This is a genomic window from Halovenus anhuiensis, assembly GCF_037080055.1.
GTDB lineage: Archaea > Halobacteriota > Halobacteria > Halobacteriales > Haloarculaceae > Halovenus.
Map to the genome: position 1 here is coordinate 199,962 of NZ_JBAOJI010000003.1, position 15,506 is coordinate 215,467.

At 60.3% G+C, this 15,506-nt stretch carries 21 protein-coding genes and 1 tRNA gene; 17 read left to right on the forward strand and 5 right to left on the reverse strand.

The features are described from left to right. Positions 1–35: 35 nt before the first annotated feature. Together V8P86_RS09770 and V8P86_RS09775 are read right to left on the reverse strand one after the other, a co-directional pair. Positions 36–464, reverse strand: a complete 429-nt coding sequence (locus V8P86_RS09770) for a DUF7112 family protein (RefSeq protein ID WP_336327076.1) — start codon at positions 462–464, stop codon at positions 36–38. A 4-nt stretch (positions 465–468) separates the two neighbouring features. Then, complete coding sequence (locus V8P86_RS09775) at positions 469–855, reverse strand: 30S ribosomal protein S6e (RefSeq protein WP_336327077.1); 387 nt, start codon at positions 853–855, stop codon at positions 469–471. A 114-nt stretch (positions 856–969) separates the two neighbouring features. Between V8P86_RS09775 and V8P86_RS09780 the strand changes: the two genes are divergently transcribed. The 4 genes from V8P86_RS09780 to purF all read left to right on the forward strand — a co-directional run bounded on the left by V8P86_RS09780 (position 970) and on the right by purF (position 3,133). Beyond that, positions 970–1,215, forward strand: a complete 246-nt coding sequence (locus V8P86_RS09780) for a hypothetical protein (protein ID WP_336327078.1) — start codon at positions 970–972, stop codon at positions 1,213–1,215. Between the two features lie 115 nt (positions 1,216–1,330). Continuing rightward, on the forward strand, positions 1,331–1,525 hold the full coding sequence (locus tag V8P86_RS09785; RefSeq protein ID WP_336327079.1) for an LSM domain-containing protein: 195 nt from the start codon (positions 1,331–1,333) through the stop codon (positions 1,523–1,525). Continuing rightward, positions 1,522–1,692 (forward strand): 50S ribosomal protein L37e, encoded by a 171-nt coding sequence (locus tag V8P86_RS09790; protein WP_336327080.1) that lies wholly within the window; start codon positions 1,522–1,524, stop codon positions 1,690–1,692. Before V8P86_RS09785 ends, V8P86_RS09790 begins: the two co-directional genes overlap by 4 nt. A gap of 1 nt (position 1,693) precedes the next feature. Then, the gene (gene purF / locus V8P86_RS09795) at positions 1,694–3,133 is read left to right on the forward strand and encodes an amidophosphoribosyltransferase (RefSeq protein WP_336327081.1); all 1,440 of its coding nucleotides are present in this window, start codon (positions 1,694–1,696) and stop codon (positions 3,131–3,133) included. Positions 3,134–3,173: 40 nt separating this feature from the next. Here purF and V8P86_RS09800 read toward each other — a convergent pair whose 3' ends face one another. Both V8P86_RS09800 and V8P86_RS09805 read right to left on the reverse strand, forming a co-directional pair. Next, a complete protein-coding gene (locus V8P86_RS09800; protein ID WP_336327082.1) occupies positions 3,174–4,283 on the reverse strand; it encodes a sensor histidine kinase in 1,110 nt (369 codons plus the stop codon). Between the two features lie 41 nt (positions 4,284–4,324). Further along, the gene (locus V8P86_RS09805; protein WP_336327083.1) at positions 4,325–4,819 is read right to left on the reverse strand and encodes a multiprotein-bridging factor 1 family protein; all 495 of its coding nucleotides are present in this window, start codon (positions 4,817–4,819) and stop codon (positions 4,325–4,327) included. 216 nt (positions 4,820–5,035) lie between these two features. Here V8P86_RS09805 and sdhC point away from each other — a divergent pair, with 216 nt between their 5' ends. The 13 genes from sdhC (at position 5,036) to V8P86_RS09870 (ending at position 14,597) form a co-directional block, all read left to right on the forward strand. Next, on the forward strand, positions 5,036–5,428 hold the full coding sequence (gene sdhC / locus V8P86_RS09810) for a succinate dehydrogenase, cytochrome b556 subunit (protein ID WP_336327084.1): 393 nt from the start codon (positions 5,036–5,038) through the stop codon (positions 5,426–5,428). Beyond that, positions 5,428–5,793: a succinate dehydrogenase/fumarate reductase transmembrane subunit gene (locus tag V8P86_RS09815; RefSeq protein ID WP_336327085.1), complete on the forward strand. Its 366-nt coding sequence runs from the start codon at positions 5,428–5,430 to the stop codon at positions 5,791–5,793. Before sdhC ends, V8P86_RS09815 begins: the two co-directional genes overlap by 1 nt. Positions 5,794–5,795: 2 nt before the next feature. Beyond that, complete coding sequence (locus V8P86_RS09820; protein ID WP_336327086.1) at positions 5,796–6,653, forward strand: succinate dehydrogenase/fumarate reductase iron-sulfur subunit; 858 nt, start codon at positions 5,796–5,798, stop codon at positions 6,651–6,653. A gap of 28 nt (positions 6,654–6,681) precedes the next feature. Continuing rightward, positions 6,682–8,511, forward strand: a complete 1,830-nt coding sequence (locus V8P86_RS09825; RefSeq protein WP_336327087.1) for an FAD-binding protein — start codon at positions 6,682–6,684, stop codon at positions 8,509–8,511. Between the two features lie 70 nt (positions 8,512–8,581). Beyond that, positions 8,582–9,250 carry a helix-turn-helix domain-containing protein gene (locus V8P86_RS09830; protein ID WP_336327088.1) on the forward strand — a complete coding sequence of 223 codons (669 nt, stop codon included), beginning with the start codon at positions 8,582–8,584 and terminating at the stop codon, positions 9,248–9,250. Between the two features lie 57 nt (positions 9,251–9,307). Then, a complete protein-coding gene (locus V8P86_RS09835) occupies positions 9,308–9,688 on the forward strand; it encodes a hypothetical protein (RefSeq protein WP_336327089.1) in 381 nt (126 codons plus the stop codon). 46 nt (positions 9,689–9,734) lie between these two features. Beyond that, complete coding sequence (locus tag V8P86_RS09840) at positions 9,735–10,271, forward strand: cob(I)yrinic acid a,c-diamide adenosyltransferase (RefSeq protein WP_336327090.1); 537 nt, start codon at positions 9,735–9,737, stop codon at positions 10,269–10,271. Positions 10,272–10,318: 47 nt separating this feature from the next. Beyond that, a complete protein-coding gene (locus tag V8P86_RS09845; RefSeq protein WP_336327091.1) occupies positions 10,319–10,582 on the forward strand; it encodes a DUF7553 family protein in 264 nt (87 codons plus the stop codon). A 56-nt stretch (positions 10,583–10,638) separates the two neighbouring features. Further along, positions 10,639–11,394, forward strand: coding sequence for an alanyl-tRNA editing protein (locus V8P86_RS09850; RefSeq protein ID WP_336327092.1), 756 nt, complete (start codon positions 10,639–10,641; stop codon positions 11,392–11,394). Positions 11,395–11,423: 29 nt separating this feature from the next. Next, positions 11,424–11,498, forward strand: a tRNA-Val gene (locus tag V8P86_RS09855). A gap of 329 nt (positions 11,499–11,827) precedes the next feature. Further along, complete coding sequence (locus V8P86_RS09860) at positions 11,828–12,064, forward strand: DUF8599 family protein (RefSeq protein WP_336327093.1); 237 nt, start codon at positions 11,828–11,830, stop codon at positions 12,062–12,064. Positions 12,065–12,140: 76 nt separating this feature from the next. Next, complete coding sequence (locus V8P86_RS09865) at positions 12,141–13,766, forward strand: SLC13 family permease (protein ID WP_336327094.1); 1,626 nt, start codon at positions 12,141–12,143, stop codon at positions 13,764–13,766. 135 nt (positions 13,767–13,901) lie between these two features. Then, positions 13,902–14,597 (forward strand): DUF7978 family protein, encoded by a 696-nt coding sequence (locus V8P86_RS09870; RefSeq protein ID WP_336327095.1) that lies wholly within the window; start codon positions 13,902–13,904, stop codon positions 14,595–14,597. 29 nt (positions 14,598–14,626) lie between these two features. Here V8P86_RS09870 and V8P86_RS09875 read toward each other — a convergent pair whose 3' ends face one another. Next, a complete protein-coding gene (locus V8P86_RS09875; RefSeq protein ID WP_336327096.1) occupies positions 14,627–15,496 on the reverse strand; it encodes a universal stress protein in 870 nt (289 codons plus the stop codon). Between the last annotated feature and the right edge of the window lie 10 nt (positions 15,497–15,506).

Below are 15,506 nucleotides of genomic sequence, written 5' to 3' on the forward strand. Positions count from 1 at the left end.
GGTGATCAAAAGGTTGACGGAGGGGCAACTGCCCGCTATTCACCCAGTGAATCGGCGATATCCGACAGCGACGAGTCCGGCTTCTCGATGGGCTCGTAGACTGTTCGCTCGCCGGGTACCCTGAGCCCGTACGCGTATCCCTCTGTGAGCACGTCGAGGACGAGCGTACTTCCCGGTCCGAAGCCGGCGTCGTCGAGCCATTCGCCGAGAAGATCTGTCCCCTCTCCCGTTCGGGCGAGCCGTTTGTTGGCGTATCCGGCCCGAATAGCGCGCTCGCCGCCGAGCGTCGAGACGACTTCGGCGTGGGTCTTCTGCCCGTCGACAACCAGCCGGACAAAATCGTTCTCCGCACAGTCCAGTTCGGCGGGAAGCACGAGCTGGGGTCGGCCGGTCGATCCAACCGCGGAGAGTTCGACGCGGTGAGAATCGACGGCCGGATGATCCGACGGAATCGCGTCGGTCACTGCCTTACTCCTCGTCGGTGAGAAGCTCTTCGACGTCGCCGCTGCCCTGCTCGACGATTTTGGCGTTGATCTGTCGCGTCGCGTCACTGACTTCGCGCCCGCGGACGGTCACGCGTTTGCGCTCGCCGTCTTTCTCGGGGTTGAAGCCGGTGCCACCGGTGAGCAGGATTGCCTTGAGACTCTCGCCCTTGACGTCGTCGCGCATCGGTCGGCCGGCGTCGTCGGAGCCGCCGGTTAGTTCGAGCGTGAACCCGTCGAGTCCGACGGCACTGCCGTCGACTTCCTCGCCGAGCTCTCGCCCGATGAATCGGTTCGCGTCTTGGTCTGATACGTCCACCTGATACGTGTGTCCCGTCTCCGGGTCGGAAACGGCGACGGTAAATTCGGCCATACTTCTACGCAGTAAACCCCCAATAAAAAGCCCGTCGAAGTTTCTTCCCGATGACTGCCGACCCAGCGGCGTTTGCTCGGGTGGCCTTATCACAGCCTGGGCCGTAGTCCGGGTATGCTCACGATCGACCTCGAGGAGTTCATGTTCGAGTTGAAAGACGGAACGGTCAAGCACGTCGGTGCCTCGAACAACGCCGCGACCGCCAAACTGTACGATATCGAAACCACGGAAATCCGGGAGTTCGGCGATCAACTGAAACTCGCCTGTGCGGACGACAGCGGTAACGAAATTGAATTAGCACTGGACTCCGACACTGCCCGAGAGATCGCCGATAGCGTCGAAGACCTCGCTGGAGAGTAATCTCCTTCGGAGTAAGAATTCCACCAATGTTGAGCAGTCACATGGGAGAAGCTATCACCAGTCGTGAGAGTTCCGAGCCGGTACGTTTAAGCAGACATCGCCACCGGATACAGGTATGAGCGAGAACGGGAACCGGCCGCTCGATGTGCTGGAGACATCAGTCGGCGAGACGGTCACAGTACAACTCAAAGACGGCGAAGTCTACGAAGGGACGCTTGCTGGCTACGACCAGCACATGAATCTCGTCGTCGAAGAGAGCGAAGACACAACGATTATACGCGGGGATAACGTCGTGTCTATACGTCCATGACGACTGGAACGTCAAGCCAGGGAAAGAAGAACACGACCACACACGTGAAATGTCGACGATGCGGTGAGAAGTCTTACCACGTGAAAAAGAAGGTGTGTGCCTCGTGTGGCTTCGGTAAATCGGCAAAGCGCCGTGACTACTCCTGGGAAACGAAAGCTGGCGAATAAAATGCACGAAAAGTGCGGCGTTGTTGGTGTCTCGCTAACGGATAGAGAGGCCGCGCGTCCGCTCTACTACTCTTTGTATGCGCTGCAGCATCGCGGCCAAGAATCCGCTGGAATCGTCACACACGACGGCTTCCAGCAACACGAACACGTCGAGATGGGTCTCGTCGGCGACGCCTTCGGCCCCGAGGATCTCGACACGCTAAACGGTGCCAACGGGATCGGTCACGTTCGGTATCCGACCGCCGGCGGGGTAAACACCTGCTGTGCACAGCCGTTTTCAGTGTCGTTCAAAAGCGGGTCGCTGGGACTTGCCCACAACGGCAACCTCGTCAACGCCGACGAGGTCCGTGAGGAACTGGCCGAACTCGGCCACGCCTTCACTTCCAACGGTGACACCGAGGTCATCGCCCACGATCTGGCGCGAAATCTCCTCGAAGAGGATCTCGTCCGTGCCGTCAAATCGACGATGAGCCGGATTCACGGCTCGTATTCGCTGACGATCATGCACGACGAGACTGTTCTCGGTGTTCGCGATCCGCAGGGTAACCGACCACTCTGTATCGGCGAACTCGACGACGGTTACGTCCTCGCCTCGGAGTCGGCGGCCATCGATACCCTCGACGGCGAGTTGATCCGAGACGTAAAGCCAGGTGAACTGATCGTCCTCCATCCGGACGGCTCGGGATTCGATAGCTATCGACTGTTTGAGGAGTCACAGACGGCCCATTGCTTTTTCGAGCACGTCTACTTCGCGCGTCCCGACTCCGTGATCGACGAGGAACTCGTCTACGAGGTCCGGCGGGATCTGGGTCGTGCGCTCTGGGAGGAATCTGGTGTCGAGACCGATGTCGTGATGCCGGTTCCCGACTCGGGGCGATCATTTGCCTCGGGCTATGCGGAGGCGGCGGCCGAAGACGGTGCCGATACCGAGTTCGCGGAGGGACTGATGAAAAACCGCTACGTCGGGCGGACGTTCATCATGCCGACACAGGACGAGCGCGAGCGGGCGGTCAGGCTGAAGCTCAACCCAATCAAATCGACCATCGAGGGACGAAGCGTGACGCTGATCGACGACTCCATCGTCCGCGGAACCACCTCAACGCAGTTGATCGAACTGCTCCGTGACGCCGGAGCGGAAGAGGTACACGTTCGGATCGGTTCGCCGGAGATCGTCGCCCCGTGTTATCTCGGGATCGACATGGCGAGTCGCGACGAACTGATCGCAGCAGACAGGAGTCCCGAAGAGGTCCGCGAAGAGATCGGTGCGGACAGCCTCTCTTATCTCTCGATCGAAGCGATCACCAACTCCTTGGGGAAAGACTACGACGATCTCTGTCTGGGCTGTGTCACCGGCGAGTATCCCTACGATGTCGAGGGCGAACAGACCGATCGAGAGGTCTCCCGTCCGACCATCGACAGCCCGTCGAGTGCAGACGACTGATCGGGCGCATCGATTTTCGGTTGTCGATTGTTTCGGCGAGTTACTCTCGAACTGACCGCTCAGTCTCGACTGTTTCGATCGGGAGTTCGAGTCGGAATGTTGTGGGGTTGTCCGGCCGTTCGAGCGTGATCTGACCGTCGTATCGGTCGACGATCAGCGATGCAAAATAGAGGCCGAGACCATCGCCGTCGCTTCCGGAGCCGCGAGTGTTCGGCTCGAACGGTCGGTCGAGTTCGACGCCCGGGCCGCCGTCGTGAACCTCGACGGAGACCGTCTCGGCGGCCGTCGTCACAGAGACCGAGACGTCGCCGTCGCCGTGGATGGCACTGTTCTCGAAGAGTTCGGCGAAGGCGAGATGCAGCAGTTCGTCGGCTCGAACCAACGCTTCGACCGAATCGATACCCGAGACAGAAAGCTCCGGCTCCGAGTCCGCGGCTACCATTTGGCCGTGGTGGAGCGCGGTTGCCAGCTCGTACTCGCTGGGGTCAGCGGCGTGGGTCAGAATCTCGACCAGAGTTTCGACGCGGTCGACGGTTTCCTCCATGTGTTCGGAGTGAGCGAGAATCGACTCGGTTCCATCGTCGGTTTCGATCTTGCCCGCAGCGAGGAGTTCGGCCCGACCACTGATCGCCGAAAGATCGTTCAGAATCTGGTGTCGCAAGATGCCGTTGAGCGAAGAGAGCGTCTCCTGCTGTTCGTCGAGGAACTCCCGGCGGGCCTGTTCCCGACTCGCTCGGGTGACCAGTCCACGGACCCGAACGTCATAATAGCCGATCACCGCACCGAACAGCGCGCCCGCGGCGAGTACGGAAAGGAAGACAAACATTGCCTCGAAGGCCGAGCTAATTGTTGGGACGACGACACTCGCCCACGCGGTGAGCGCCGCGAGCACGAGTACGCCGAGGCTCATCCATCCCAGGACCAGTCCCATCTGATTGAATTCGCGGACGGTGAGGGCGATGCGAGCCCCAGCGGCGATCAACAGCAGGGAAAACACCACCAATCCGACCGACTGCAGGAGCTCTTCGTCGTCGAGTTGGCCGTCGAGCAACGTCGCTGCGACGCCGACGGCGAGTATCAGCGTTCCGAGGAGGCTGATCGTGTACCGCCAGTAATCACCGACGAGCAGATCACGGAGTCGACCGGCCATTCGACTGACGGTAGCGGGCCGGCTATGTTAAGCGTACTCCCCTATTCTCCTTCCACGAGTTCCAGATCCAGAAATTGCTCGACAGCCGCGACGACGCTGCCGCCGAGGTTGGCCTGGATCGCCCGTCCCTGTTCGAGCGCGAGCAGGTCTCCTTCGTCAATGCCGAGTTCGTCGGCGAGTTCGCCGAGTTGATAGCCGGCCTCCTGTCGGGCTTCGGTTACCAGATCGTCGTATCCGGAAACAAGGTAGGGAAGCTGGTCGTCCTCGTAATCTGCGCCGCTCTCCCAGTGGGAGGCGTCAGCCTTCGCGGCGTCGTGGACCTTTGCAGTGTTCTGTGCGGCTCGTTTCTTCCGATTGTCTGATCGCTCGGTATCCGTCGACTGGGTGGCGTTGTCGTCGTGTTGGGCACAGTCGCTACAGACTTCGAGTTCGGCACCCGCGACGTTGACCGATTGGGTCTCGACGCCTGCGGCCCCACAGAGTTCACAGCTCTCGCCGGAACCGCCACCACCGCTACCGGTCGAGTACTTGGCCATGGGGGCGCTAGCACATTGCCGATATATAACTCTTAGTTCCTCGTTGTCGTCGCTGACTCTGTGGACGGTCCGTACTGGCTGCTCGTCGCCGAAAATCAGTCTGTATTACACTACTGGCCGCCGATTCCTGGCTCTGGAGCGAACATATGGGGGAGTACTTGAGTGACCGTGGCACTGTGTAGTAACTACTATTTACCCGCACGCCAAGGCCCTGATATGGCTCAATCGTACGATCGAGGCACCGTCGAGAGTTTCGGACGGTGGCTGGAGTTCAAACCCGGGATGTGGGCCTGGATACTCCACAAACTAACCGGGTGGATACTCGTCGGCTACCTGTTCACACACATCGCCGTGTTGAGTACGGCGACGCAATCACCGGATATGTACACGACGACGCTGCAGGGGCTCGAAGAACTGCTCATCGTCCGGTTCCTCGAAATCGGACTGCTGACCGTTGCGGTGTTTCACATCCTCAACGGGATTCGACTCCTGTTCGTCGACCTGGGGATCGGACTCAACCGACAGGATGTCAGTTTTTACGTATCACTCATCATGACTGCACTGATCACGCTGGCTAGCCTGCCAACGTTCCTCGGGGGTGTGCTGTAATGGCTGAACACTATTCCTCGTTCCAGCGCGGGAACTGGCGATGGTTCGTCCAGCGCATCACGGCGGTGTTCCTCATCGGGGCACTCGCTTTCCACTTCATCACGCTGCATTTCGTCAATCACGCAGCGGAGATTACCTTCGCCGGGACTGAGGCGCGAATGGGCCAGATCGGCTACTTCTCGCTGATGGTCACGTTCCTCGTCGCAGGGGCATTCCACGGCGTCAACGGCGTCTACAACGCCCTCGTCAATATGGGGCTGAGTGGGGCCCAGAAGAAGGTAGTCGGCGCAATCCTTACGATTGCGACGCTCCTACTGATCGCACAGGGACTGCGCGTTGCTGTCGCAATGAGCGGCATGTTCTAACAATGAGCACGGAAATTCAACAGGAAACCGAGACTGCCGAGGAACAGACAGCCGAACAGATCCGTGAAGAGGTTGCAGAGGATCTCTCGGAGAAACGCCGCGAACAGATCCAAGAAGATCTCGAAAGTGCCGAGAAGACGGTTCAACTGAAGATCTTCCGCTACGACCCCGAAATCGAGGGCAAAGAGGAACCGCGCTTCGACTCCTTCACGGTTCCGTTCCACCGCGGGATGACTGTCCTCGACGCGCTGATTTATGCACGGGATCGATACGACTCGTCGCTGACCTTCCGACATTCCTGCCGGCAGGCGGTCTGTGGCTCGGACGCACTCTTTGTCAACGGCCAGCAGCGACTGGGTTGTAAGACCCAGATGGGTGATCTCGAACACCCCGTTCGGATCGAACCGCTTCCGCATCAGGATGTCGTGAAAGATCTGGTCGTCGACATGGAGCACTTCTACGACCAGATGCACGCCGTCGAGCCGTACTTCGACCCCGACGAACTACCGGACGGCGAACTCGAAGAGCAGTACCAGACGCCGGAGAACCGCGAGAAAGTCAAACTTTCGACGCGGTGTATCTGGTGTGGTGCCTGCATGTCCTCCTGTAACATCGCGGCCGGGGATAACGAGTATCTCGGCCCCGCAGCGATCAACAAGGCCTACCGCTTCGCGATGGACGAGCGGGAAGGATCGGACCGCAAACAAGAGCGACTTCGGATTATCGAACAGGAACACGGTGTCTGGCGCTGTCAGACCCAGTTCTCTTGTACCGAAGTCTGCCCCAAAGACATTCCACTGACGGAACATATTCAGGCACTGAAACGCGAATCGATCAAGAACAACTTGAAGTTCTGGTAGACCAATATACCACAGATTCAACCCACCCATGTACAAACACGACGTCATCGTGGTCGGCGCGGGCGGCGCCGGCCTCAGGGCAGCAATCGCGGCACACGAAGAGGGCGCAGACGTTGCGCTCGTGAGCAAACTCCACCCGGTGCGCAGTCACACCGGTGCAGCAGAGGGCGGTATCAACGCCGCGCTCCACCCCGAGGACTCCTGGGAACTTCACGCATACGATACGATGAAGGGCTCGGACTACCTCGGCGACGCGCCTGCCATCGACACCTTCGCCAAGCAGGCACCTGACGAGGTCATCCAGCTCGAACACTGGGGGATGCCCTTCTCGCGTGAGGAAGACGGCACCGTCTCCCAGCGACCGTTCGGCGGCCTCTCACACCCGCGAACAACCTACGCCGGTGCCGAGACGGGTCACCACCTCCTGCACACGATGTACGAGCAGGTGGTCAAACGAGGCATCGAGGTCTACGACGAGTGGTACGTGTCCCGACTCGCTGTCACCGATCACGACCGTCCAGAGGATCGGGAGTGTTACGGCGCTGTCGGCTACGATATCAAGACCGGCGAAATCGACGGCTTCTACGCCCGTGACGGCGTCATCCTCGCGACCGGTGGGAACGGACAGGCCTTCGATCACACCACCAACGCCATCGCCAACACCGGTGACGGGCAGGCACTGGCCTACCGCGCCGGCGCGCCGATGGAGGACATGGAGTTCGTCCAGTTCCACCCGACGACGCTTCCGTCGACTGGCGTCCTGATCTCCGAGGGTGTCCGCGGTGAGGGTGGGATCCTCTACAACGAAGACGAAGAGCGGTTCATGTTCGAGTACGGCTACGCGAACAACGAGGGCGAACTCGCCTCCCGTGACGTGGTTTCCCGGGCGGAACTCACCGAGGTCAACGAGGGCCGCGGAATCGACGACGAGTACGTCCACCTCGACATGCGCCACCTCGGCGAGGAGCGCATCCTCGACCGACTCGAAAACATCCTCCACCTCGCGGAGGACTTCGAGGGAACCGACGGACTGGATAACCCGATGCCGGTCAAACCCGGCCAGCACTACCAGATGGGTGGTATCGAGGTCAACGAGAACGGCCAGACCTGCATCGACGGACTCTACGCCGCCGGCGAGTGTGCCTGTGTGAGCATGCACGGCTCGAACCGCCTCGGCGGCAACGCCCTGCCGGAACTGCTGGTCTTCGGTTCCCGCGCCGGCCAGCACGCCGCTGGCGGCGACCTCGGCGAGCCCGAAATCCCGACCGGCCCCTCGGCCGAGAGCGAGGACGGCGAAGTCGACACGCCGGTCGAACCGGGCAGTGTCGGCGATCAGTCCGATCCGGTCGTCGCAGACGGCGGTGCGGTTGCGACGCCGGAGGAACTGCTCGAAGAGGCTATCGGTAAAGAGCGCGAGCGCGTCGATACGATGCTTGACCGCGACGGCGTCAACCACGCGGAGATCCGTGAGAAAGTCCAGAAGACAATGACGGAGAATGTCAACGTCTTCCGCGAGAAGTCAAACATCAAGGAGGCTCTCAAGGATATCCGAGAGGCCCGCGAGCAGTACCAGCACGTCGGCGTCGCTGACAAGTCTCGCACCTACAACACGGATCTCATTCACACCATCGAGACCCGCAACGTCATCGACAACGCCGAAGCTATCGCACTCGGCGCGCTCGCCCGTAATGAGTTCCGTGGTGCCCACTGGCGCAAAGAGCACCAGGAGCGTCGCGACGACGAGTGGCTCAAACACACGATGCTCTCTTGGAACAACGGATCGCCGAACCTCTACTACAAGCCCGTGATCCTCGAAGGTCACGAGCAGACCTACGAGCCAAAGAACCGCTCGTACTAAGCGGCCCCCTCCCTTTCTCAGGCTGACCGACAAGTAATTACGAGTGCCGTCCGAGGGTTCGACAAACGGCATGTACGTCGAGTTTCACCATCAGAGTGAGATCTTTCATCGGACACTGCAGGAGACGGATCACGTGGAAGTGGTGATCAGGAATCTCTCGACTGGCCCCGAAACGCCGTTACAGGTCATCGCGGCGGTGACAGGAGACGGCTGTGGGACCTTTCACTCCATGGTCACCGACGACCCGTCCGTCGACGAACTCAAACTGCTGGAAGACGGTGATCTCCGTCGATTGTACTGGATGCGGGCCGTTCCAGGAACGATCGATCAACGCGCCTACGAGGCCGCTGTCGACTCCGGTGGTGTCTATCTCCAGTCACGCTGGGCCGGCAACGGCTGGTACACCACGATGAACTACCCGGATCAGGAATCCTTTCAGGACTATCAGCGACGGATCGACGAGGCCGGCATGCAGATCGAACCGACCGTCGTCCGGGTCGGCCGATATCTCATCTCCGGCGGTGCCTTCGATCTGACGGAGAAACAGGAGGCGGTCCTGCTGGAAGCCATCGAGGGCGGCTTCTTCGACATTCCGCGCGGATCGACACTCGGCGATATCGCGGACCGGCTCGCGATCAGTGAACAGGCGGCATCGGAGCGACTGCGCAGGGCGATGGGGTCGCTCGCGCGAGCGGCGGTGACCAACGCCGCTGAAGAGCCGATCACCGTCGACGACTGAGTGCTGACCAGGACAGCGGGGTGATTTCTTAAATGTGATGGCGCCGTAGAGGGCAGCATGGCTTCGGAGCCGTCGTTTACGATTCCCGCTCGCCCGAAGCGACGGTACCCCTACAGCGGCGGCGTCGAGTACGACGGACAGACGATTTTTCAACTTATTCCACCGGAAGACTGCCAGAACGACGAACTGGCGACCGAACTGGAGACCCTTCTCGCCGAGGGACCGTATCGGTACGGCGATTTCTACAACCTCCCGATGGCGCTGTATCTCGTCCGCGACGAGGAGACTGGTGACGTGTTTCGAGCGTCGGTGCGTAGTGGTCGAATCCGTCTGCACGTTCTTCCCGAGACTGACTCGGCAGGGCTCAGGCGACTGTACGACCGATTGGTCGATCGGACCGGCCGCAGCTATCGCGTTCGGTGCGAAACTTCAGAGTGAGGGCAACCACCGGCATTTTAAGATGCTCTCGGCCCGACGAGTAGATATGAAAATTTACACCGGCCGTGGTGACGACGGACTGACCGACCTGCGGAACATGGAGCGGGTCTCGAAGGCGAGTGCGCGCATCGAGGCCTACGGCAGCGTCGACGAGGTGAACGCGCTTGTGGGAAAAGTCCGCCCGACGGGTCACGACGATATCGACGAGCAACTGCGCGAAATCCAGAATCACCTCCACATCGTCCAGGCTGACTTCGCGAATCCCGACCCAGACGAGGACGACCCGTCGGTCCGTGAGGAACATATCGACGCTGTCGAAGAGATGATCGACGCCTACGACGACGAACTCGACCCGCTGGAGTCGTTCATCCTCCCCGGCGGCTCAGACCCTGGCGCACGACTCCACCACGCCCGTGCCGTCTGTCGACGGGCGGAGCGACGAGCCGTCACCTTCGCGGCCGAGGAATCCGGCGTGAACGACGACGCTGTCGTCTATCTCAATCGACTCTCGGATACGCTCTTTACCCTCGCCCGCGTCGTCAATCAGCGCGAAGGCGTCCCCGAGGAGAACCCCACGTACTGAGCGGACCGCCCACAAGAGATATATTTACTGTTCACTTAAGTTATAATATGAACAAGCACTTCGAAGATACGAAATACTACGTCAAACGCGCGGGCGAAACGGCAAAGAAAGGTCTCGCAGAAGAGTTGGAGCCGGTACAGGAGCGACTCCAGGAGCTTCGAGACGAAGACGAGGAGCCGGAACCGGGCCGCGTCGAAAAACTCCGAGAGGATCTGAAAGGATTCCAGGAACGGGCCGAGGGTGAAGCCAAAGAAGCGCTGGGTGAGGCCCGCGAACGCCTCGACAAGGTTCGCGAGAAGCCAGCCGAGTAATCGGCCCCGCCGCGCCTGACACAACGCTCTTTTATCGACCGTACGGAGTGGTGGTGATGACTGATCTGCGGTATCTTCCCGACGCGGACGACGTTACCAGCTTCGAGGCAACAGTCACGGAAGCGACTGAGGAGTACATCGTCCTCGACGGAACGTACTTCTATCCCGAGGGTGGTGGACAGCCACCGGATCACGGCACGATCGAGTGGGACGGCGGCAGCGCGTCGATTGACGACGTTCGGAAAGACCACGGAGACGTTCGGCACGGTGTCGCGTCGATGGACGGCGACCCGCCGGCAGCGGGGACCACAGTCGAGGGACGGATCGACGAACAGCGCCGCGAAAATCTCTCGCGGATGCACACCGCCCAACACGTCGTCTCTCGGGTTGTTCTCGACGAGTTCGACGCCACTACTGCGGGCAATCAGGTCTATGCCGACCGCTCGCGGATCGACTTCGAGCCAGCGTCGTTCGACTCGGCCGACCTCGACCGGATCGAAGAACTGAGCAACGCAGCCATCGACGCCGACTACGGCGTGATCAAAGAACAGCGCCCCCGGGAGACCGTCGAGGCCAACGTCGACGAGGGGCGGGCACTGCTCGATATGATCCCCGATCACGTCGACCCGTTGCGCGTCGTCGCAATCGAGGAGTTCGATATGTGTCCCTGCGGCGGCACGCACGCCGACAGTCTGGGTGAACTCGGCGGTATCGAAATCCTCGACTGCATCTCGAAGGGTGCGGATGTCGAGCGGATCGAATTCACGCTCGCGTCTGTCGACTCACCTGACGAGCGGGAAGACAATTCTTAAGTCGGGCGCAGAGATAGTATCGGTTGCGCGGGTTGGTGATCTAGCCCGGTTATGATACCTCCTTCACACGGAGGACGTCGGCGGTTCGAATCCGCCCCAACCCACTTCTCCCGAACACAACGCCGAGCGATAGCGAGGCGTGTGTGAGTGGGAAGTGGAACGGGCGGATTCGAATCAAGAAAGGCGCGCGCAACGAAGTGAGCACGTCTTTCTCCGGTTCGAATCCGCCGAGCGAGGGAACCTCACTCGAATCTGTGCTCGCAAACTCGCACAGACGCCGGAAGAACGAGTTCTTCCGAGCCCTCGCTCACTTCGTTCGCGAGGACGCCCCAACCCATCCCGTTTCCTCATTCGTCGCAAGGAGACGAGAAGATTCTCCGAAATCACATCCGTGAGTACTTTTATCTCGCACTGCAGACTCCTGAATAGCTGAATGCCCGCAGTTGATATCACAGACCTGTCGCCGCTGGCCTGGCGGCTTCTCCGAGTCGCAGCCGGATACGAACAGCGGACTGTCGAAAAAGAGATTGACGGAATCCTGCAGGCGCACGTCTCCATGCTCGAATCTGGAACGCGCTCGCTCTCCCAGCCTCGAAGACAGGAAATCTTCGATCTCTACGCCGCCGAACTGACCGACGAACAGATCCATGCCCTCGCAACGCATTTCTGAGCGAGTTCGACAACGCCATCCGCTAACAAGATTTTCGTAAATATTAATTATACAGTTCCGCTACCGGCGTGTATCAATGATACAGGCAGGTCTCACACAAGCACAACGACGGTTGGTACTGTTCACAGCAGCGATCGTTGGCACGGCAGTGGTCGCTGCGTTGCCCTCGCCCGAGGGGCTGTCGATCAGGGGACAATACGCAATGGCAACGATGTTCTTTGCCGGGTTCCTGTGGGTGACTGGGGCGCTCCCGCTTGCGGTGACAGCGGTATCGATTCCGTTCGTGTTGACCGCGCTGGGCGTGTACGCGAACCTCGATATGGCACTGCGAGGATTCGCCGATCACCTCATTTTCCTGTTCATCGCTGGCTTCATGCTCGCGAATGCACTGCAGAAGTACGATATCGACCGTCGGATCGCGCTGTGGCTGATGTCGAAGATGGGCACGTCGCCGCGGCGTCTCGTCGCTGCGGTGATGGTCGCGACTGCCGGGCTCTCGATGTGGGTCTCGAACACGGCGACGGCCGCCATGATGACACCGATTGCGCTGGGCGTTCTCTCCCAGGTCGTCGGTCGTGAGAACGTCTCCGCCGCCGCGGTGGATCCGAATACGGATCTCGACTCCGACATCGCTGCCGATGGGAGCGCCGAAATCGGCGCCGTCGACGAGTCGTTCACGAACCTCCAGATTTCGATGCTCCTCGGCACAGCCTACGCCGCCAGTATCGGTGGTGTCGGGACACTCATCGGGACGCCGCCGAACGCAATCCTCGCCGCTCAACTCAACGAGATTCTCGGTTACGAAATCGGGTTCGCCCAGTGGCTGCTGATCGGCCTGCCGATCGTCGTCGTGACGCTTCCACTCGCGTGGTATCTGCTCACCTATCGGATCTATCCGCCAGAGATCTCCAATGTCGAAGCCGCTCGGGAGGAAGCGCAGCGCTATCTCGAAGAAGAGGGAACGCTGAGTACGCGCGGCAAACGCGTCGCGTACATCTTCGTCGCGACGGCTGCGCTGTGGGTAATCGGTGGATTGGGTGAACTACTCGCCCCGTATCTCCCCGCGGTCTGGGCGACGACGATTTTCGGTGGCGAGGGACTGACGGTGTTCGGCGTCGAGGGCCATCAAGGGATGCTCTACTACGTGATGGTCGGGCTGGCGGCGATTCCCGCGCTCGTGCTCGCGGATACGATGGAGTGGGACGAACTGGCCGATATCGACTGGGGGACGATTCTGCTGTTCGGCGGCGGCATCGCGCTCGCCAACGCCTTGGCGACGACGGGAGCGACCAACTGGATCGCCGACTCCGTGTTCACTTCGCTGACTGGCGCCCCAATCGTCCTCGTGGTCGCAGTGATCGTTCTCCTCGTCATCTTCCTCACAGAGATGACCTCGAACACGGCGACTGCGACCATCATTATCCCGATCCTCATCAGTATCGGCGGCGTCTTCGCCACGACGCTCGGCCTCGCAGACGTATCGGCAGCGGTGTTCCTCTCGGTATCGGGGGCTGTCGCTGCGAGCTTCGCGTTCGCGCTTCCGGTTGCGACACCACCGAATGCAATTGTCTTCGGCTCTGGCTATCTCAAACAGCGACACATGATGAAAGCTGGTGTCATCCTGAACATCGTGATGACTGCAGTGCTGACCGGCCTCATCTGGCTGCTGTTTCGGTTCGTCTGGCCGGTCGTGCTCTGGTGAGTCACTGCCGTCGGTTTTCGATCCGTCTCGCGTGTCTCGTCCTGCTGGGAGGAATTGGCCGGGTTCCAATAGCGTAACTATTACCAAGTGACAAGTACACAAAACCTTTTGAGAAACAATTTAAAATATGAGGACATGTCATCTGATGGTCCGGGAAATAGACAGCGTGACCGGAGCGATCAGCGGGCAAATCAACCACGGGGTGGGCAGCCATCCAACCAATCCCGTGGTGGGCAGCAGCCGAGGGGTGCCCAGCAACAGCCTCGGCAGTCTCGCCAGCCCCAGCGGGGGCCGTCCCGCGGACAGCAACAGAACACGTCCAGTGTCGACTTCAGCACACTCCCGTGGATCTCGGGTGCGATCAACGGCGTGGCCTACTTCATCAGTTCCTATCTCGTTCTTGGGTTGATCTTCATCGGCGATTTCTTCTACTCACTGGGCGATACCTTCGAGCCGAACGCGGACTTTTTCATCTACGGCGTCGGGTGGAAGATCTACGACAGCTATCTCGTGGCTGTGCCAGAAAATTTCAGCGTGTTGAGCGAGGAGTTTCTCGTGCCGTCGATCGCGTATACGCTGCTGGCAGGATTCTTCCTGTTTCTCGCCGGGCGCTCGGTCGCCCGCACGAACGGGACCTTCGAGACGCCAAACGTCCAAATGGCACTCTACGGGGCGACGGTGGCGGTGGGATACGCCATCGCAGCAGCTATCGGCGCGATTGCACTCGAACACAACGGCACCAGCCCGGATCTGATCGAGTCAATCGTGTTGATCGGTCTCGTCTTCCCGGCGGTATTCGGCGGACTGGGCGGCTATCTCGCAAAACGCTAGCGGACCGGACTTGCCGTTTCGAGTTCAGATCACTCTTGATCGGGAACTAACAGGACCGGCACCGGGGCGGATCGGATCACCTTCGTGCTCACACCGCCCAACACGTACCGACTGAAATCTGTCTCTCCGCGGGTCCCTAGAACGATAAGATCGATATCGTGTTCGGTAACGTACGTGTGTAGTTCCCGGTAGGGCCGCCCGTAGGCGACGGCTGAGGTCACTGACTCGATGCCGCCCTCCCTGGCGGTTGCCGCCGCAGTATCGAGAATCTCCGTTGCCTGCGCTTCGAGTTTGTCGCTGGCGACCGTCGACCGCACGTCGAGACCGAGTGTAGTAGTCTCGACAACCGTCAGCAGGTGCAACCCCGCTCCGATCGCGTCGCCAAGTGCGGTCGCCTCTTCGAGTGCCAGGTCTGCACATCGACTGCCGTCCGTCGGAAGCAGGAGGTCGGACGGCGGATAGACGAACTCACCGCCCTCGCTCGGGGTCACGGTGAGAACAGGGATCGACGCCGTACTGACGACACGTTCGGTCACGCTTCCGAGCAAGTGCCGTTTGAGTCCGTCTCGTCCGTGCGTCGGCATGACGATCAGATCGATGTCGTATTCGTCGGCGTATTCGACGATCATATCGGCGGGGGCTCCTTGCTGCACGTCAGTCACGACAGAAACATCGGCCGCCTCCGCTCGTTCTTCCAACTCGTCGACGTACTGTTTGCCCTCCTCTTCGAGAACGTCGACGACGCTACCCCCGACGTTGGTCGTACTGACAACCGACGAATCCGCCACGTGCAACAGGTGAACCGTCACGTCGTGAGCGGAGGCAATCGAGAGCGCGTACTCGAAGGCTGCGGCGGCCGTCTCGCTCCCGTCTGTCGGAAAGAGGATCCGATCGTACATACCGTATCAT